This is a genomic window from Methyloceanibacter sp., from assembly GCF_049590335.1.
In the GTDB taxonomy this organism is placed as follows: Bacteria; Pseudomonadota; Alphaproteobacteria; order Rhizobiales; family Methyloligellaceae; genus Methyloceanibacter.
Genome location: NZ_JBAWCQ010000054.1, coordinates 13,098 through 30,471, shown reverse-complemented (window position 1 = coordinate 30,471; position 17,374 = coordinate 13,098). Strand labels below are relative to the sequence as shown.

General features: G+C 60.5%; 15 protein-coding genes and 2 pseudogenes. 4 read left to right on the top strand and 13 right to left on the bottom strand.

What is annotated here, in order from left to right; all coding sequences use genetic code 11:
- From WBQ77_RS03970 to WBQ77_RS03955, 4 genes and pseudogenes are all read right to left on the bottom strand, one after another.
- Positions 1–281 (bottom strand): annotated as a pseudogene (locus WBQ77_RS03970) (hypothetical protein); the annotation flags it as partial.
- Between the two features lie 165 nt (positions 282–446).
- Positions 447–1,487: a substrate-binding periplasmic protein gene (locus WBQ77_RS03965; RefSeq protein WP_424043741.1), complete on the bottom strand. Its 1,041-nt coding sequence runs from the start codon at positions 1,485–1,487 to the stop codon at positions 447–449.
- Positions 1,467–2,579: pseudogene (locus tag WBQ77_RS03960) on the bottom strand (cation:dicarboxylate symporter family transporter); the annotation flags it as partial. The pseudogene WBQ77_RS03960 and the gene WBQ77_RS03965, both read right to left, overlap by 21 nt.
- A gap of 105 nt (positions 2,580–2,684) precedes the next feature.
- The gene (locus WBQ77_RS03955) at positions 2,685–3,803 is read right to left on the bottom strand and encodes a DUF1028 domain-containing protein (protein WP_424043735.1); all 1,119 of its coding nucleotides are present in this window, start codon (positions 3,801–3,803) and stop codon (positions 2,685–2,687) included.
- A gap of 229 nt (positions 3,804–4,032) precedes the next feature.
- On the opposite strand from WBQ77_RS03955, the gene WBQ77_RS03950 reads away from it, so the two are divergent.
- Positions 4,033–4,206 carry a hypothetical protein gene (locus WBQ77_RS03950; protein WP_424059007.1) on the top strand — a complete coding sequence of 58 codons (174 nt, stop codon included), beginning with the start codon at positions 4,033–4,035 and terminating at the stop codon, positions 4,204–4,206.
- Positions 4,207–4,432: 226 nt separating this feature from the next.
- Here WBQ77_RS03950 and WBQ77_RS03945 read toward each other — a convergent pair whose 3' ends face one another.
- The 6 genes from WBQ77_RS03945 to WBQ77_RS03920 form a co-directional block, all read right to left on the bottom strand.
- Positions 4,433–5,107, bottom strand: a complete 675-nt coding sequence (locus WBQ77_RS03945) for a hypothetical protein (protein WP_424043731.1) — start codon at positions 5,105–5,107, stop codon at positions 4,433–4,435.
- Positions 5,108–5,452: 345 nt separating this feature from the next.
- Positions 5,453–6,070, bottom strand: coding sequence for a hypothetical protein (locus WBQ77_RS03940; RefSeq protein WP_424043730.1), 618 nt, complete (start codon positions 6,068–6,070; stop codon positions 5,453–5,455).
- A gap of 264 nt (positions 6,071–6,334) precedes the next feature.
- Positions 6,335–7,615, bottom strand: a complete 1,281-nt coding sequence (locus WBQ77_RS03935; RefSeq protein WP_424059005.1) for a HupE/UreJ family protein — start codon at positions 7,613–7,615, stop codon at positions 6,335–6,337.
- Between the two features lie 5 nt (positions 7,616–7,620).
- On the bottom strand, positions 7,621–9,399 hold the full coding sequence (locus tag WBQ77_RS03930; RefSeq protein ID WP_424059003.1) for a hypothetical protein: 1,779 nt from the start codon (positions 9,397–9,399) through the stop codon (positions 7,621–7,623).
- Between the two features lie 12 nt (positions 9,400–9,411).
- Positions 9,412–10,764, bottom strand: a complete 1,353-nt coding sequence (gntH, locus tag WBQ77_RS03925; protein WP_424059001.1) for a guanitoxin biosynthesis MBL fold metallo-hydrolase GntH — start codon at positions 10,762–10,764, stop codon at positions 9,412–9,414.
- Between the two features lie 90 nt (positions 10,765–10,854).
- Positions 10,855–11,082, bottom strand: coding sequence for a hypothetical protein (locus tag WBQ77_RS03920; protein WP_424059000.1), 228 nt, complete (start codon positions 11,080–11,082; stop codon positions 10,855–10,857).
- A 46-nt stretch (positions 11,083–11,128) separates the two neighbouring features.
- On the opposite strand from WBQ77_RS03920, the gene WBQ77_RS03915 reads away from it, so the two are divergent.
- Entirely contained in the window at positions 11,129–11,323 is a 195-nt protein-coding gene (locus WBQ77_RS03915) for a hypothetical protein (protein WP_424042232.1), read from the top strand.
- Between the two features lie 69 nt (positions 11,324–11,392).
- Here WBQ77_RS03915 and WBQ77_RS03910 read toward each other — a convergent pair whose 3' ends face one another.
- The gene (locus WBQ77_RS03910; protein WP_424042234.1) at positions 11,393–12,526 is read right to left on the bottom strand and encodes a DUF937 domain-containing protein; all 1,134 of its coding nucleotides are present in this window, start codon (positions 12,524–12,526) and stop codon (positions 11,393–11,395) included.
- Between the two features lie 32 nt (positions 12,527–12,558).
- Positions 12,559–13,053 carry a hypothetical protein gene (locus tag WBQ77_RS03905; RefSeq protein WP_424058998.1) on the bottom strand — a complete coding sequence of 165 codons (495 nt, stop codon included), beginning with the start codon at positions 13,051–13,053 and terminating at the stop codon, positions 12,559–12,561.
- A 269-nt stretch (positions 13,054–13,322) separates the two neighbouring features.
- On the opposite strand from WBQ77_RS03905, the gene WBQ77_RS03900 reads away from it, so the two are divergent.
- Both WBQ77_RS03900 and WBQ77_RS03895 read left to right on the top strand, forming a co-directional pair.
- Positions 13,323–13,778 (top strand): hypothetical protein, encoded by a 456-nt coding sequence (locus tag WBQ77_RS03900; protein ID WP_424042469.1) that lies wholly within the window; start codon positions 13,323–13,325, stop codon positions 13,776–13,778.
- Between the two features lie 97 nt (positions 13,779–13,875).
- Positions 13,876–15,696, top strand: a complete 1,821-nt coding sequence (locus WBQ77_RS03895; RefSeq protein WP_424058996.1) for a L,D-transpeptidase family protein — start codon at positions 13,876–13,878, stop codon at positions 15,694–15,696.
- Positions 15,697–15,708: 12 nt separating this feature from the next.
- Here WBQ77_RS03895 and WBQ77_RS03890 read toward each other — a convergent pair whose 3' ends face one another.
- Complete coding sequence (locus tag WBQ77_RS03890; RefSeq protein ID WP_424058995.1) at positions 15,709–17,235, bottom strand: class I adenylate-forming enzyme family protein; 1,527 nt, start codon at positions 17,233–17,235, stop codon at positions 15,709–15,711.
- Positions 17,236–17,374 lie beyond the last annotated feature (139 nt).

The window sequence follows — 17,374 nt, the reverse complement described above, 5'->3', positions numbered from 1 at the left end:
AGCGTCTGGAGTGCTTCGAGGTCCTTGGCGTCGAAGGCCGTGTCGGCCTCGGCAATGATCTGAAGGTCGGGCTGGCTGGAGGGAAAACGCTCGTTGAGGAGGTCGAGCTGTATGAAAGCCGGATCGTCCGAGCGGAAAATCTCCCGAACGTCGCTCGAAAAGCGATTCTGGGTCGCTCCAAAGATTGCGAAGGGTGTTATCACTGCGACGATCAGGAGGCATATCCAGGGATGCCGCAGAGAAACAAGTCCAAGCTTCTCTATTCCAAATCCAGCCGTCATTGATATCGTTCCTCTAGGTCGTCCGCCACGGGCAATGTTGCGCGGGGGCGGACCAGTAGTCGCTACGCGCAGCGACCTGTAACCCTTATTTGTTGGCTTGAACAGGTGTCACCAGCGACGGCGACTGGCATCATCGGCCTTGCCCAGTCCAAAGAATCGCAAAGGCTAATTCTGACCCCATCCAAAGACGTTGTGAAGTACTGACCAGCGCGATTTCTTTTCCTGCGCGCCCTTGCCGAGAATCCAGTAGTTGTAAAGCCGGTCGACTAGCGAGCCGGATTTGTTCAGCGAAATCCAGGCATTTACGTAATTGGCCAGTGTGGCGGCGTCGGCCGGCAGCCCGAACACGATCGGAACGGAAATGACATTTGGATTCGGCACGACCACGGAAAACCCTGGATAAAGGAGTGTCCAAGCCGAGCCTGCCTCGGCCGAATACAGCATTGCGTCATATTCCCCAGTTTGCGAACCCAAGAACACGCGGGGTGACTCGATCACCTTTACCTGTGCGTCCGGGAGCGAAGCTCTCGCCCGCTTTACGTAAAATGGGATATTGAGCAACGCGAGCTTGATATCCTTCATTCCCCGGACCTGCTCCCAGTCGCTGAACTCCCGGCGCCGATGGTCGCGAACGACTAGCGACAGCGACGCATCCATATATGGCTCCGACAGCTTGAACTTCAGGGCGCGACCCGGCGTCGCGAACAGGCCGCCGATGGCGATGTCGATCCGCCCGTCTGACAACAGCTTCCCCAGACTGTTGCGTTTGACTTCGATGAGATCGAGCCCCACGCTCATATCGTTGGCGATCATCTGGATGATATCCACCTCAAGGCCGACCAGATCGCCGTCCTGCCGCTCGTAAGCGAAGGGCAGGGAGTCGGACACATAGCCAACGCGCAAGCGGCCCCGCGCTTCGATCGCCTTTATGCGGTCGTGACGGTCCGAATACGGCAACGGCTCCACGTTGCCAAGCTGGAGAAGCTTGATGTCCGGGCGTTCGGAGAGCAGGTCGATCTCGTTCAGGGCGTGATACGCACGATATTCCTGCGGCACCACATCTTCGAAGAAGAGCCGCAAGCCGCCAAAGAGTCCGAGCAGCAGGAGCACGCTGATAAACAAATGACGGATCACCTTGGGCCAAATGAGCTTCAACTTGCCTGTCACGGCGACGGCGGTGAGTAGTGCCAGCACCACGGTATGCATGCCCGCAAGCAGCGTTCCGAACCGCCCCGTGAACTGATCGACGGCAATAAAAATCTGAAACGTATCGGCGGGGATGCGCATGAGGTCGAGCAGGAAGGGCAGCGCGAAGACCACCTCGCCGAAGAAGCTGAACAGGCCGACACTGATGAGCTGAGGGTAATCGTCTGGCGAGAGGGTGGTGCTGGCGAACCAGCCCGCAAAGGGGATAAAGGCCAGGGACAGCAGTTTGCCCAGATTGGGCAGGTTGAAGTTGATGGGCACCATCAGGTCCGCGTCGCCCTCGCTGTCCTGGTCGAGGCATCCATACTCGTCGAGCATGTCCTTGATCTGTTGCGACAGGAGCGGCAGGACGATCAACAGATTTCCGGTCACGAAAGCCGTAATCAGAGCATCCTGTGTTCCCGACCAGACACGGCGAAACGGGATCGGGGTCATGATGGACACCAGCCCCGGCAGGATGAATAGCGTGAGCAGGAGCGCCGCGCCGATATAGGCCAGGATATAGACCTGCAACCGGCCGAGGTCCTCAAAGCTGATGGTCCCGGCGGTCGCCGCCACTAGCGCGAAGACGCCGATTGGCGCAAGCTGCACCAGGAAGGTTGCGATCCGCATGATCGCGTCACTCGCCATCTCGAGATTTTTCAGCAGATATTGTTTGTCGGGAACACCAACCAGCGCCATGCCGCCGGCCAGTGACATGATAACGATCGCCGGGACGATGCCGTTGGCGAGCGAGGAGAACGGGTTGGCCGGAATATAAAGTTTGACCAGGTCGAGCGGCTCGCGCTTCTCAATCAGGCTCGTGCTGAAAAACGTCGCCGAGGGCCAGTCGGGTAGGGAAATGCTCATGCCGAGAATGACGACAATGGCAATCGCTCAGAAGACCAGGATGAAGATTCCGCCCTTTCGCGCAAGCAGCCACACTTCTTGATAGGAGAGCCGCCAGAGGCTCACGATAAGGGACACGACGATATAGGGCAGTACGGTCATCTGAAGCAGTCCGATAAAGATGTCGCCGATGATCTTCAGATGCGCGGCCCATTCGCCGAAGACGATGCCGGCGAGGATTCCAAGAAAGAGTCCGATCAGCACCCGCCCCGACACCCCCGGTGTCCAGCGCTTTCGCTTTCGCCTCTTGGCCCCATCCCTAGGCTCGGTGGCTGCGCCCGCGTCGACCGTTCTCCGTGTCCGGAACAGTCATTCGGCGGTGTCCTGCGCGGGCTGCTTACGTGCCACGGGAGCTTGAACGGCCAACGCATCCCAGAGGCGCCGGAAGTCGTCATCTTCGCGCAAGACGTCGACCAGCTCGGGCTTGACGCCGAGCTCGATGCGGGTGGGTTCGGGCAGGCGCGGCCAAGACGGGCTGAGCATGAGCGCCGTCTGCGCGGCCTCCAGCGCGCCCGGACGGTCGCCGCCCAGAAGCCGCGTTTGGGCTGCTAGCCACCAGAGTGTGTCGCTTTCCCGATTGACGGTGATCGCCCGTTCGGCGGCCGCCCCAGCATTCTCGATGAGACCGGTCCGTTCGCCCTCGGGCGCATTGCCGAGCTGGTCGAGATGGATGTTGGCTTCGGCGGCGGCGAGCTGACCGTGGCGGATATCGAGGAGCCGTTGCAACTCGCGAATCGGTGTTGGGTGATCCTCGACATGCAGGTCGACGAGGCGGTCGTTCAGTCCGAGATAGCCAGCGCCGTCCTTGACCACGAGCACAGCCGCTGATTTCCGTCCGCGCGCATCGCCGCCCGCCGCTTGGCCCGCCGAGATGGCCTGGACGAGGCGGCTCGCAAGATCGCCCCGCGCGGCTTCGTACGCGGCCGCCATCGCGTCCAAGACTTGCGGCCCCGCAAGCAGGTTACCTTGAACGGTATAGTGCTCGCCGGTCTTGCCACCCGCCCAGGGCAGGCATTTGCTGCCGGTGAAGGTCGCGGGGTTACCCTTGGTGTCCACAGCGCCGAGCTGCCGCGAATCCCGGTCGGGATCGTCGGCAAGCAGTTTTGCGATCACGGCCTGGGCGCCGAGGCCTTTCTTGAAGAGTTCAAGCGCGCGCGGCCCGAAGAGCGGGTTGCCGACGGCTTGTGTGGCCAGCGCGCCGGTATTGGCTTGCGCAAACGGGACGACGTCGCCCACAGCGAAAAACTTGGATTGTACCGCGATGCCATATTCCCTGGAGTCGGGGTCGTAGGCAACGATCGAGAATGTCGTGATCAACGGTGCGGTGCCACCAGCGTCGGCGGCGCTCCGAAGGTCTGGCAGAACCGCTAAGCTTAGGGCAAGGCTCACAACCAGGCCGAAACTGCCACCCCGGGGCAATGGCGTCATTGTTGTTCTCCCTCCCATGCGGCCAACGCGGCCCGGCCCGCTCTAGATCCTGGTCTGAACGCTATTACAGCGCCAAGAGGCGCTTGGCCAGTTGGCCCCTCGCGTCCCAATGCACCAGCCCTGCGGCGTCACGGCGCACTTATGTGATGCAGTGCATCGCTAAGCTCAGTCCTGGCGAGGAAGCGACGCAATTTCACCAACGTGACATCGGCACTGCACATATTTGGCCATGCAACTGGGGAAGATTGGCCTGAGGGAAGCAATTACGGCCGGCGCCGCTGCGGAGGTGATTCCGGACGGTTCGACCTCGCTGATCGTCGACGAGCCGCCGGTGGAGATGAAGCTGGCTCAGATCGTGCGGCCGCGTTTTGCGGGCACGCCTCTCTTGGGGCTAAGCCTCTAGGTTGTGCGTGCCGCCTTAGCGTCTCTTCCACGCGTTGATCGCGAAAGCGATAAGCACCGCAAGGATCACGCCGATCCCCACGGCGCCTAAGACGCCCCAAAGCGTGACGGTTTCGCCCTGCATGTCGTCGCCCTCCCGATAGGCGTGCAGCACCTGCCCGATGCGCGCGCTGCATCACAACACTACGCCATTTACCCGGTGGTGATGAAGTGCCGGTCTTGAGGGGCTATCGTGCGGGACCGAGGGCCCAAACGCGTTGGGGCTGCCTCCCGCGTCCTTTGAGGCGGGCAAAGAGGCCTCGTTTGCGCGTGACCGGTTGTGCTGTGCGCGCGCCGACACGAGCCCGCGCTGCGCGCTGTGGCTTATTCTTCCGCGCAAAAAGGCCGCGCCGTTGCGGCGGCCGCGCAGCCGTGACGCGGTCGATGACCGGTTCGGTGGCCCTCGGCTTTGCGCGCGTGTTGCGATCGTCCACAGTCGCGACCGTCTTTAAACGGGGTTTCTTTACCTTGGTGGGCTTTTCGGACACTGCTCTCGGCTTGGCAGCCGGCGCTGCTGCGGCGAGCGCAGCCATCTCGACATAGCGATCAGCAGCCCAGCCCTGGTCTTTGACGGCCGGGTCCTTGAAACCATTGCTCTGTCCAAGAACCCAGAGTTCGGTCTTGGGACCATATTTGCGGAAGTCTTCGTTGGAGGCGGTCTGTGTCGCCGTATCTCCCGCATTCGCAGGCACGCCAGAACCATCCCGGAGAGAACCAAGCGTCGGCCCCCAAGACGTCAGAAGAGGCTTGTCATTTTTGGTAAGGTTCTCGCCTGCATTGAAAGCAGTTTCCTGCTTAGGTGGCGTGGTCAACCCATAGGCCGCTGCGACCAAAAAACCTACGAATAGCAAAAACCGTATCATGGCCAGATCTCCAAACCTGGCCCCCCGCTACTCATAAATGGGGGAGCGCAATGCCTGTTTCAACCGGGCGCCCCCGATTGCTTGGGCGACCTACGTTTCGCCCCGGGTCTGGATGCCAAGGTTGAAACGATGCGCGAGACTAGCGCCGCCATGCGGCGGGCGCTTCCTCTTCCTTCTTCGATGGTTAGCTGGGTTGGTTAGCCGTCTTGGTTAGTGAGTTTGGTTAAGGCCACTAACCGCTGCGAAGAATGGGTGACAGGCTCTGATATCCAACAAATAGGGAGGCGCACGCGGCGCCTCCCTTCGGAATAATCTCGCTTCGACCGCTCGGAGTAGCGAGTCCTGCTAGCTCTTGATCGCGTCGTTGAAGTTTTTGGCTGCCGTCTCGATCGATTTTGAAAAGGCATCGCGCGATTGATCGAGCGCCTCGCTCATGGCGGACCAGGAAGATTGGCCTGCCTTGGTCAGCTGATCGACCTTGGTCGTGAGGTCGGCTTGCGCCTTCTGTGCGTCTGCTTGGAGCTGCGCGACCTGTGCTTCGGCTTGCGTTTTGTTCTGGTCGTGCACGTCGTTCAGGCGCTGCACATAGGTGTTGACCGTGTCCTGCCAGGCTTGGACTTGCGCCTGGGCGCGCGCCTGGAAGGTGGCGTGATGATCCTGCGCCAGCTGGGCCCATTTCTCGGAGTCACCTTGGTACTTGGCCCACATTGCGTCCATGTCGGCCTTGGCCTGAGCGACTGAGGCTTCGCCTTGCGCCTGGGCGGTTTCGATGTCGGACTTCCCCTTTTCGATCCATTGATTGAGCTGGGCAATAGCCTGCTCGGCTTGTGTGCGCGTATTGGCGTCGAGCTTGTCGAGATTGGTCTGCAATGTTCCGGCATTGGCTGCCATCTCGTCGAGACGTGCTTTTGCCCAGTCGACAAAAACATTCACGCTGCTCTGAAATGGATATTGGTCACTCATGTCTCAAGCCTCACTTGCTTCGCGTTTCCGATCGATTCTGAATATTTGATTGGCACTGTGCGGTGGCCTTACGAGAGCCGCGCACGCTGACGATCATGAGGCCGTCAGCGGACAGGTCAGCGACAACGGGCTCTCATAGAACTATATGGTGATCGCGGCCCGGGCCGGACAGGGTATTCAGGCGCCGCATGCGAAAAAGTTTCGTTTCGATGCGTGGTTTCTCTGACATTGCGCAGAGGCGATCCGCTGGCTCCCCAAATGGCTCTAAAGACTGTCGACCACGGCCGAGACTCGCTCATAGGCCCAGTATCCGGCGACGACGATGCAAGCGAGGGCCAGGGCGAGCCGCGAATAGTGCCAGGCGGTGGCGCTGAGCCGCTTCAGCAGCAGCAGCGAGGGCCAGGCGACTAGTACGATGGCGAGCTGTCCGATCTCTACGCCCACGTTGAAGGAGAGGAGGCTCTGCCAAAGGTTGGGCGAGTCGATCTTGAGAATTTCATGCAGCACGAACGAGAAGCCGAGGCCGTGCACCATGCCGATGGCGAAGGTGACGAAGAACATTGTCCGCTCGCGTGCGGGGTGGCCCTCCTCGGTCAGGATCGCGACCGCCGCGGCATAGACGATCGACAGGGCGATACCCAACTCGACGGTCGGGATGAACCAGGCGCCTGACGGCACGTATCCAAGAAAACCAGCGGTCAGCGTAACGCTATGGCCGAGCGTGAACCCCGTCACCCGCGAGACGAGACTGCCGAGCCCCGTGGCGCCAATCACGATGCACAGCACGAACAGAACATGGTCGAGACCGCCCAGAATGTGATGGATGCCCTCGACGATGAAGGTCCATGCCGCGGAGGCGTGCGAGCCGGTGATGGTCACCGGTTCGGTCAAGAGGCCTTGAGCACGGAAAACTTTCACCCCGCCTGGGCCATAGTCGAGGATGGCATTGGCGGTCTTGTCCTGACCTGGAATGTTCGGGTCGAGTGTGCTGGACAGAGCATAGGATGCAATGCGTCCGCCGGCGTCATATTCTACGAGCACATCCACCAGCGTGTCGCCCACGTAAATCTCAGGGACATTGTCGGGGAACACGGCCCCCGTGCTGAAGGCGGCTTTCGCCTCGTCCAAGGTGGCGAAGCCTGGCTGATCTCCGATCGGATAAGCGCGCACCGCCAGTACCGACGGTCTAAGTTGTTTGCCATCGGCTTCAAGCTTGAGCCCTTGCGCCGCGAGTTGGCCGAGGCCGAGTGATCCAGCCTTGAGAGCGTCGATATCGACCAGGTGCATCAGCCCCTGCACTTCATCGCGGTTGGTGGTGTAAGGCGGCGCTTTGGGCAGACCATCGTCTCCGATGGGCCCGCGTTCGCCCGCCACGAGATAGGGCATTGGCACACGCATGTAGAGGCGCAAGCCATGTTCCGTGTGCTCCACTTGGAACACACGAACATTGAGGTTCAGGTTGAAATGCGCTTGGGCGCCGCCGAGGCCGAGCCCAACAAATGCAATAAGAATACCAATAACAATGAGAAGTCGGGATTGCCGCATGCCGGTTACGGTTTGAGGTCGGCGCTGAGAACGGTCAGGCCGCGTAGCTTCCACACCCCGTCCGTCTCTTCAAGATCCAAGAGGCCGCGGTAGCTCACGCGCCGAAGATGCTGATGGCCCCAATGGCCTCCGGACATATTGGCCGTCCAACGCGCGAGCACGTCAATGCCGTTGGCGCGTGGCTCCATTTTCTCGATCTTCACGTCCTCGATCGAGTCCGTGATGGCGCGGGCGCCCGTCGGGAGCTTCACCGAAAGGCCGCGCCGAATCTCCGCCCCGACCGCCTCGACCTCTTGGCGCGGCACAAATGTGTCGAGCGCTTTCGCGAAAGCCGCGGCCTCGGTTTCAAGCATGGCGGTTGCCGTATTGGTCAGAATAGCCCGGGATATCTCCGTCGCGGCTTTTTGGCCCGGCGGGCCGGGCAGGGGGACGGATACGGTGAACGCGGAGAGCGTGACGGCCGCGACGACGACGACACACACCGCGGCCACCCATCGCCAACGGCCGGCCGCACTCCGGAAGGCTTTGATGACGAGTGCCAGCGCGACGGCAAGCAAAGCAATCGAGAGGACAGGAAGCACGAGCGCGCGTCCGGTCCCGATTTTGACAAGCGCGACTTGAGGGTCGGTCCAGGTCTTCAGAAAATTCTTCCATTTGATCTTCGGGCTGTCCGGCGTGGCCCAGTCCGGAACCGGGCCTGCCGGATCGGATACGCCGACAGGAATTCTCTGGGCGGCGTCCGTGAAAAGTTCCCAAGTCATGTCGACCGTCTGGGGCAACTTGCTGTGCGCATACGACAGGATCACGCCCATGAGCGCCGTCGCACGGTCGATGGCCGTGGCGTTTTCGATCGGCGTCACGCCTGCGGCGCCCGTCTCAAGAAACAGCGCGGTCACGGAAGACGGTTTCATCGCCTTCCCGTCGATCAACAGGGGTGGAAGCGACTTGAAGTATCGCTCCGCGGCGACGATCACCGCCGCGGCTTGCGCATGGTCCAGCGTCGTGGACGGCCCCAGATCAAGTTTCGTCCAGCCCGCGAGATCGCGCAGACGGAAAATGATCTCATGCCGGACCTCGCGAGGCGCAATGGTCAGAAACGACATGATGGCCGACTTGTGATGCCGGGTCAGGTTCGGGTTCTCGAACGCCGTGTACCAGGGGTCGTCCCAGTTGAGCCGCATGATTTCGGGCTGCGACAGGTAGCGGTAGTCGGTGACGGGCACCTTGCCGTGATAGGCGATGAAGCCGAGATTGACCGATGCTCGTTCTTCGCTGTTCGGCGGCGGTTTCAGCGTCAGTGCCTCCGGCCTGCCGGAGAACGGATAGTCGAGTTCGGCAGCGATCACGCGAGTCCCTCGCTCCGGCGGTGCAGGAGAATTGCGGGGCTGTACGGTTGCGCGCGCCGCAAGCCGTTGCGTACGATCTCGTATCTCGACTTTCCCGATTTCCGGTTTGATGGCGTTACCGTCCGCGTCGAGAACCCTGAAAGTTGAGCCTGTCGCCTTGGAGAGCGTGGCGGGGTCGGGCTCGGAACCGGCCGGGATCACGGCCGCACTACCCGGGACGAATGCAGGATAGTCTGGGAAGTCGATTTCAAGACGCACACGGACCCGGTCGTCGAGGACCGTGACCTCGGCAAAGTTCGGCGCCGTGTCGGCGCCATTGGTGTTTAGAAGGTCCGCCTGCGCGAACTCCGGCCAAATGGCGAGGGCCAGAGCTGGAAAGAAGCAAACGCGCAGTAGGCGCGCCTTCCTGGCAAACCTCCGAGGATCAAGCCAACGCATGGCGCTGCCCGATCACTCCTCCCCGCTCTTTTTCTCGTCACCTGGGTAAGGGAACTCACGACCGAGCATCTTGCCCGCCTGTTCGTAGATCGGCCGAAGAACGTCGTCGACATCCCAAGTTCCATCAGCGATATAGTCCGAGTAGCCAATTGCATCCTCCGGAACGCCTGCCCGATCTGCAAACGACTTCCGGTCAGCCATGTTGGGCAACTCGGCAGGCGCAGCGAGTGGTGGTGCCCAAGTGCTTTCTTCTGTCACGGCCTGCCGAACTCGGACGTTGTCTTTGGTTACATTCCAAACCATGAAGTCATTCGCCAGCGACAGCGGACCATCATAGGTGCTGCGAATACGCTCATAGATCGAATTGGACGTATCGAAATCATTGAAGAAGTGGTAGGCGACAGCCATGCGAGGTTTGATCTCACTCATGACCTTGCCGAACGCTTCAGGCGCAGTATGAATTTGCGTTCCGACTTGCAGGGCTTGTTCTGGCGTAAAGCGCATCTTGCTCACAAGTTCTGGTACTGCAACAAAGCACTCATGGATGGCTAAGTCTGCGTCCTTCGCATACTCAGCGAACCACTTGTTCGGATAGGTATCGGAGCTGTAGATGAATTTGAGACCATTCCACTCTAGGCTGAAACTCACAGAGCCGTCGATGGAATGGACTGCAGGGAACGAGCGGATGACAACACCATTCTCGTCGTAAATGATCTCGTTATCCCCTTTGTAGTCGAACTCGTTTACTTCCATCTCGTAGCCACGAAAATCCACTTGGCCAGCGCGGCCCGCCAAGTCCCAGTTGAGCATCTTCTGCATGTGGTCAAGCGCATAGGCCGTCCCGAGTTCGGGTGCGGCTCCGCTCGGTCCCCAAACGCGCAATGGAACGTTTCGACCCATAAGAGCACCACCTATGAATAGGTCGTGCAAAGCACCAAAGTGGTCGGTGTGCAGATGGCCGATGAAGACCTTGTCCAGGTAGTTGTAGGGTATTTGCAGAGACGAGATTCTCTCTGCTGAGCCTGATCCAATGTCGAACAGGAATTTGTCGCCGTTCCCAAGCTCGACCAAGAAGCAGGCAGCAGCCTGCGCAGCTCGTGTGGTCGGCATGCCGGTGCCGCAGGCGATCACGCGCATCTCATCAGGTTTCAAGTCTTCAGTGCTCGGGAAATAAGTGTCGCGAGGCCGCTGGCTCACCTTGGTCGGTGAAACGGGCGGTTCCGCTTCCTCCGCCTGTGCCGGCGCAACAACGCTTGTCGTGCTTTGCTTCAGCCGCTGCAGCAGCGCGTCGGGGGCAAACGATGTCCAGCCGAGACCAAGACATGCGGTCGTGAAAAGAGCAGCAAGTTTCGTAGACAGTTGCATGAGATGCCTCCGCGTTTCCCGCGGGCACTCGTGCACGGTGCCCTTCATCTTGGGACGGAGTCTACCATAGCACTCCGTCTTGAAGTCTACCTAGTTCGGGGCGGGGATGTCCGCGCCAAGCTGCTTTTTGGTTATATCGTAGATGTTATGCACGACTTCACTGAACACTTCGCGGCCGCTCATGATGAACTCGGTGAAGCCGATGCGGTCGTTGGTATCGGCCGACAGTTTCGGCTTCACCGACAGAAGCGGCCAAGCATCCTCGTTGAACACAGCCATGCGCGTGAGAATTTCGTTCTTCGTCACGTTCGAGACCATGTAGTCCGCAGAGCAGCACCTGTTTTGCCGATCGCTGTTCGCAGAGATGGGCTTCGAGGGAGCGGAGCTAGAGTTCCGGACCCATGCGTTTTTCGCCTATCACGCCGGCAAGGACACGATCTTCCTCTCGGAGGCCACAGGCGATCTCGACGCGCGGCTCAAATGGGCGGAAGGCTTCTTCGGCAATCCGGACCTGCCCGGCGACGTGTGCGTGCTGGCGAACGTTGGGTCTGACGCCTGAGCGTAGGCCCAGCTGATCACGCTTTGTTGCTTTAAGGCAAGAACAGGCGTGCGTGAGTCTGAGCTCGAGTTAATCCGCCTGGGGTGGCACCGCGCCGAACCGTCCGAAGATTTCCTCAAGACTCTCGGCGTGATGGTCGGCTAGGTTCGTGCCGTGCTCAAGCCCGTCGCCAAACACCATGGCGCCGGCACCCTCCGCAGGAGCCAACAGCGACTGGCGTGCCGACGCGCGCTGGCCGAGGGCTCCGCCCAGAACCTCTTTCAGAATCTGGCCGAAGATGCCGCCGCCTTGCGGTTGCGCCTGTCCGCGGCCCGAGGGGGTCTGTTGACCGGGAAAGCCAGAGTCACCCGGGCCGACGATCACAGGTTTCACCCGCCCTTCCTGGACGGCCTTGCCGAGCTCTTTGAGGATCTGCCCGAAAATGTCGCCGTCCGGAGCGCCTGATCCGCTCGGGAAGGTTTGGTCGCCGCCGGATACTGGCGGCTTTGGAACCGGGTGCGATTGCGGGTTGGTGCGGGGCATCTCCGGCGCGGCATCGGGGACCGGGAACTTCGGTGGCCCCGCCTCCGCGGTTGCGTGGCGGCCATCGCCAATGGAATCCAGAATATCGCCGATCGGCGGCACGGGACTTTGTCCCGGCTGATAGGGGGCCGATGACGCGCCACCCTGCTGGAAAATCTCGCGGAAGATATCAAAGATCCCGCCGCCGCCTGGCCCGGGGCTTTGCTGCCTCGGCGCGGGTTGTTGCGGCGCCGGCTGCTGCGGGGCTGGGGCAGCCTGGCCCGAACCGCCGCGCATCAAGCCAGACAGCAGCATCCCGACCAGAACCGGCAGGATCTTCTCAAGGATCGCGCCGCCGATGCCGGAGAGTTGCTGCGCATGGGCTGCGACGGCCCGGGTGGCCTCGGGCGATCCGAAGAGATTGGACATGACAGCGCTCCCAGCGGCAACGCCTTCTGGCGAGAGCGCGACTTCGGGGTCCTCGTACATGGCGTAGAGACTTGGCTGCCGGCCGGCCACGTCGAACAGTTCGCCTAAGCCCTCGGGTGTCGCCGTGGAGCGCTTTAGGCCCATCGAGATCGCCGGTAAGAGCGCCGCGACGGCGGACTCGGTTTGTTCGGGTGTCAGGTCATAGGCGCGCGCGATCAGGCTCATGGGATCGCCATGCTGAGAGCGTGCAAGAATCTCCTGCAAAGTCGCCATGCTGGGTTCTCCTTTCGAGGGTCGCTTTCGGCTCAGGTACTCAAGGTCTTCTGAATATCGGTCAGGGTCGCCTTCTCCGCATCGCTGACCTTAACTCCACCGAACCCGAGAAAGCCGCCTTCCTTTGAGGCCTCGGCCACTTTCTTGCTGATCTCTTCGAGCCAGGCCTTGAAGGCAGCGGCATCGTCGGGGGCCTTTGCATCGAGGATCCCGGCCACCTCTGTAAGCGCGGCCAGCGTTCTGGGCACGATGTCGCCCGGTTCGGCGCCGGCGAAGCGGGTCCGCAACGCCTCCTTGATTTCGCCGCGACCGTCGGCGGTTGCGAAATCGGCGACGACTGCCTTGACCAATGGATTGGCGCCGGGGTCGGTCTTGGCGGCGACTAGGGCCGTCCCGCTTGCGAACGACTCTTTGAGCATGCCCCAAAGTCCGCTGGGGTCCGCCGCTGTGATCGCCATGCCAGCGATGGTCGGGCTCATTAGAATCTTTGTCCATTCCTCGGTGGTGAAGCTCTGCTTGTCCGTCATAGGTACCTCCTCTTGGAAATACGCCCATTATCTATTCAACTACGCACCCATGCCACGTAGGACATCCGTTATTCTGGAAAATAGCTGGAATTTCCTCTCGCGGCAGCCTGTCACAATAGATTTGACTGCCGCTTGCCATGTGTGGGCAATTTTTTTTGATCCTACTTTAACAGATGACCGTTTATATCGGAGTAAGCGTTGGATATGGGTATGAGATACGGCACTTTCCAAGGTACTGGAGAGTGCGATGAGCAACCAGAGGGGATTGTATGCGTTTAGCAAAATCTAGCGCCGTTGGTCCGCTTTCGGCGATGCTGGTTATGACTTTTGCCGCGTGCGCGATCTTTGCCTGTGAGGCCTCAGCGGAAGCCAGCAAAGATTCGGTCGGAATTGAGCTCAACAAGTTGAGTGATGAAGCAGACGGGTGCCACGCATACTTCGTTTTCCATAATCAGGGCAACGATGACTACAGGAAGTTGAAGATCGATTTAGTAATTTTCAATTCCGAGGACATCTTTGAGCGCCGCTTCGCAATGGAAGTCGCACCGCTTGACGCCGAGAAACGCACCGTGAAGTTGTTCGAGTTGAAGAAAATGGCATGCGACAAGATTGGAAGCTTTTTGATCAACGGAGTTCTTGAGTGCGAGCAGAATAGACGTAAGCAAAAAGAATGCGTCCAACGACTCGTTCCGTCGAGTCGCGTGGATGTGAAGCTAACAAAGTAGGATGGCGCCGGAATCTCGTATAGCGTCACGTTGCTACAATCCCGCTGAAGGAATAGAGGCTCGGCCGATATGCTTTAGCCAACCGTCAGAAATTATTATGTCCTTCGTCCGTCTCCTCTGCTCAGCGATGATCCTCTCGGCAAGCTACCCGGTTTGGAAGGCTGTCGCGGAGCCAGCACTTCGTGACGCGAGCGCGCCCCAAATCGCTGCAGTATCCGAAACCCTCCCCGTTGAACTTGTGCCGACGGGTTCCAGCCACATAGTCGAGGTGACTGTATCTCATGAACAGGACGAGGTGTTGCCCTCGGATGAGCAGCTTAAGGACAGTCCCGACGGGCTGCATCTAATGAGCCCGATCACGGTCTCCGGTAGCGTCAACGATTGGGCCTCTGCTGGTCGGGAAGAGGCCAAGCTCCCTGAGGCTGAGCCACTTGAGGCCTCCAGTGTGCCAGCAGTGGAAATCAAGATGGCTCGTCTCGAGGTGGACGACCTCATATCAATCGGTTCAGGAGGTCTCTCCATAGAGAAAGTCATGCGCGAACCTCTCTTGAGCAGTCTTCGCGTGGAACCGATTGAGCCCATAGAGTTGGAGTTTACCGAGATTTCTGGGCAGATTCTGGTCGACCCCTTGACGCTCATCATATCGCTGAAGGATCAGCGGCTGGATGTCTATCGTGGTCTTAAACGCGTGGAGACGACGCGCATCTCCAGCGGCAAGCGCGGATACGAAACTCTTACAGGGGTCTTCGGCATTCTGCAGAAGAAGAAGGAGCACTATTCTAATCTTTATGATTCCGCGCCGATGCCATGGATGCAGCGTCTCACTCGTTCCGGCACTGCATTGCATGCGGGAGCTGTCCCAAATCGCCCGGCGTCACACGGCTGTGTGCGTCTGCCGCATTCCTTCGCACCAAAAATCTACGGAATGACCGAGATTGGCGGAAAGGTTGCGATGCTAACTGGAAGCATGGTCGAGCCCAAGCGGATCGAGAGTTCGACTCTTGTCATGCCTGTATCCCAGACGGATCCGGGCACGACGCGAATAGTGGCGAGTGTGGACGCGGGCCTTCGGGAGGGGGCCAGGGCGGCGGTCCTGTCGTCCAAGACCAAGCTTGCAAACGCAATTGATGCAGAAGCGGACGCTGAGGACAAAGCACATTGGCATATTCTGGTAACTCGTCGCGAAGAACGGGATATCGCGATCGGCTCGCAGGAGGCTCTCGCGGCCATGGGTTATCTGAAACCCGAGGACAAGTTTGTCGGCTATCTCGGCAATGGCACTAAGAAGGCGATCCGGGCTTTCGAAAAGGACCACGGCTTGCGCCCGCGCGGGCTTTTCACCGAGGAGGTCGCAGCGAAGATCTACCAGGCCGCGGGCAAAGGGCCGCTCCCTGACGCCTATCTTTTTCTGCGCAAAGGGTTGAGTCGTGTGCGGCACGTTCCGGTACAGCTCCGCGAAGCCAAGAAGCCACTCGGAACGCATTTATTCACCTATGTGCATCCCAGCGATGGGAGCGAGCCGGGCTGGGTAGGGTTTAGCCTTGAGGGCGAAGATTCAAAGAGCGTACTCGACAGGATCACCATCCCCGAAAACATGCGGGATCAAATTTCCATGGGCCTGACGCCGGGCGCCTCGTTAATCGTCGCCGATGTGGCCAAGCACTCTTCCGTCCTTCCCGAGGGTGATGACTTCATAGTACGCACCAACGACTCGGCGGCATCAAACGTGGTGGCCGAGAAGGCGAAGGCCGAGAGGCGTAGAACTGCTCGGCGGACGCGCGCCGCCAAGCCAAAAAGAAGGACGGTGCAAGCGAGACCGAAGCAAAGGACGGTGCAAGCGAGACCGAAGCAAAGGAAGGCGACTTTCAAGCGCAGAGCCTCTGGCAAGCGCGGATTTGGGCTCTTTCGCCGCCCCTAAACTGTTGTTTTCCTAACCGTCGTCGCGAGTCCTCTCGTAGCTATCTCGTAAGCGCCGTCTAAGCAGCTTGCCGTTCAGGCCCTTGGGCAAGGTATCAACTTCAGCGTAAATGCGCGGGCATTTGTATCGGGCGAGCCTTGCCGCCGCGTACCGCTCCAGATGGATGTGCTCAACCCGACCTTTGGGCACATAGAACGCGACGATCACGGTCGTGTGTGCCTTGACCGAGACTTCTACTGCCGCGCTTTCGGCAACATTTGGATGGGAGTTGAGCACGTTCTCAACTTCGAGGGGCGATACGCGAATGCCGCCGGCATTCATCATGTCGTCGTCGCGGCCAAGATAGGTGAGCGCACCATCCTCGGCCATGCTCACCAGGTCTCCCGTGAGAAACCATTCGCCGTCGAAGCGGGCTTCGGTCTCCGCCGTCGCGCCCCAATAGAACAGCATCACGCCGGGGTCCCGCCGCGAGACGCCCAGCACTCCAGGTTTGCCACATCGCACCGGTCCGTCCTCGCCCAGCACCGCCACGCGCCGGCCGCTCTGGGGAAAGCCCAGCGTTCCGGTGGGCGCGGGATGGCCGGGACTGCCTGAGACGAACGTTGAGCATTCGGACATGCCGAACGCCTCAAAGATTGGCGTGCCTGTCGCCATCTCCCACGCGTCCCGCGTCGCATCGGGCAGCTTTTCGCCCGCCGAAAGGCCGTGCCGCAGCGAAGGGCAGCGGCCTGGCGGGGTCCTGAGAAGCTGCCGGTACACCCCGGGCGAGGCGGCAAACATCGTTGCACCATGCGCCTCGATCAGAGCGCCAAGCCGGTCGGGCGCAACCCCGCTCACCGGGACGAGGGCGGTCGCGCCCCGCGACCACGGATCCAGCAACCCGGTTCCGAGCGTATAGGTCCAGTTGAAAGACCCCGCATGCAGCAGCCGGTCGTCCTCGGTGAGCCCGTACCAGCCGTCCCACATCATCCGCCGGGCCCAGATCGCCCGATGCGCATGGGTGACTGCGCGCGGCGACCCGGACGTGCCGGACGTATAGATGATGTAGCCGGGACGTTTTGGATCACCGAGAACATAGGCGCTGGGCGGAAAGTCGTACAGTGCCCGGAAATTGCCAGCGCTCAGAATTGGGCAGGGCGTGTTCGCCGGCACGGCGATCTCGTCTCCGGCCACGATCAGCGCCGGCGAGACGTCCTCGACGATACGCGCGACCTCGTCCTCCGTTAGCAGCGCGGATGTCGGTATGGGGATGAGATCGGCCGCGAGAGCTGCGAGATAGCAGATCGGAAACTCGACGCTGTTACCGAGCCGCATGAGCAGCCGGTCCCCGGGACCGAGACCCTGGTGCTTGAGCCCGGTCGCGGCGCCGAGCACCGCCGATTCCAGCGCCCCATAGCTCCACGACTCCGTGCCATCGGGCGCGATCACCGAAAGCGCTGTCTTGTCGCCGAGCCTTCCGGCATGGGCCAGAACATAGGCAGCCAAATTGAATGGCTCAGGGCAGGGCGGAGGGGTGCCCTGATCGAAGATCGCATCCATGCCCTGCCTGCTACGCGCTCAGTCTGTCCGTTGCAAGCCCCCAGGTCCGTCAAGCGAACGTGATGTCATGTGTGATGACCCGCACCGGTCAAAGAGGACAGGCTCTTAACCGGCAGCGATGTGTTGTCGGGTCCCTCTT

What these genes read in the sequence shown, in the direction of transcription:
- WBQ77_RS03965 (WP_424043741.1), bottom strand. Translation starts at nt 1,487, where the DNA reads ATGCATACCGTGGTGCTGGCACTACTCACCGCCGTCGCCGTGACAGGC.
- WBQ77_RS03955 (WP_424043735.1), bottom strand. Translation starts at nt 3,803, where the DNA reads ATGACGCCATTGCCCCGGGGTGGCAGTTTCGGCCTGGTTGTGAGCCTT.
- WBQ77_RS03950 (WP_424059007.1), top strand. Translation starts at nt 4,033, where the DNA reads ATGCAACTGGGGAAGATTGGCCTGAGGGAAGCAATTACGGCCGGCGCC.
- WBQ77_RS03945 (WP_424043731.1), bottom strand. Translation starts at nt 5,107, where the DNA reads ATGATACGGTTTTTGCTATTCGTAGGTTTTTTGGTCGCAGCGGCCTAT.
- WBQ77_RS03940 (WP_424043730.1), bottom strand. Translation starts at nt 6,070, where the DNA reads ATGAGTGACCAATATCCATTTCAGAGCAGCGTGAATGTTTTTGTCGAC.
- WBQ77_RS03935 (WP_424059005.1), bottom strand. Translation starts at nt 7,615, where the DNA reads ATGCGGCAATCCCGACTTCTCATTGTTATTGGTATTCTTATTGCATTT.
- WBQ77_RS03930 (WP_424059003.1), bottom strand. Translation starts at nt 9,399, where the DNA reads ATGCGTTGGCTTGATCCTCGGAGGTTTGCCAGGAAGGCGCGCCTACTG.
- gntH (WP_424059001.1), bottom strand. Translation starts at nt 10,764, where the DNA reads ATGCAACTGTCTACGAAACTTGCTGCTCTTTTCACGACCGCATGTCTT.
- WBQ77_RS03920 (WP_424059000.1), bottom strand. Translation starts at nt 11,082, where the DNA reads ATGGTCTCGAACGTGACGAAGAACGAAATTCTCACGCGCATGGCTGTG.
- WBQ77_RS03915 (WP_424042232.1), top strand. Translation starts at nt 11,129, where the DNA reads ATGGGCTTCGAGGGAGCGGAGCTAGAGTTCCGGACCCATGCGTTTTTC.
- WBQ77_RS03910 (WP_424042234.1), bottom strand. Translation starts at nt 12,526, where the DNA reads ATGGCGACTTTGCAGGAGATTCTTGCACGCTCTCAGCATGGCGATCCC.
- WBQ77_RS03905 (WP_424058998.1), bottom strand. Translation starts at nt 13,053, where the DNA reads ATGACGGACAAGCAGAGCTTCACCACCGAGGAATGGACAAAGATTCTA.
- WBQ77_RS03900 (WP_424042469.1), top strand. Translation starts at nt 13,323, where the DNA reads ATGCGTTTAGCAAAATCTAGCGCCGTTGGTCCGCTTTCGGCGATGCTG.
- WBQ77_RS03895 (WP_424058996.1), top strand. Translation starts at nt 13,876, where the DNA reads ATGTCCTTCGTCCGTCTCCTCTGCTCAGCGATGATCCTCTCGGCAAGC.
- WBQ77_RS03890 (WP_424058995.1), bottom strand. Translation starts at nt 17,235, where the DNA reads ATGGATGCGATCTTCGATCAGGGCACCCCTCCGCCCTGCCCTGAGCCA.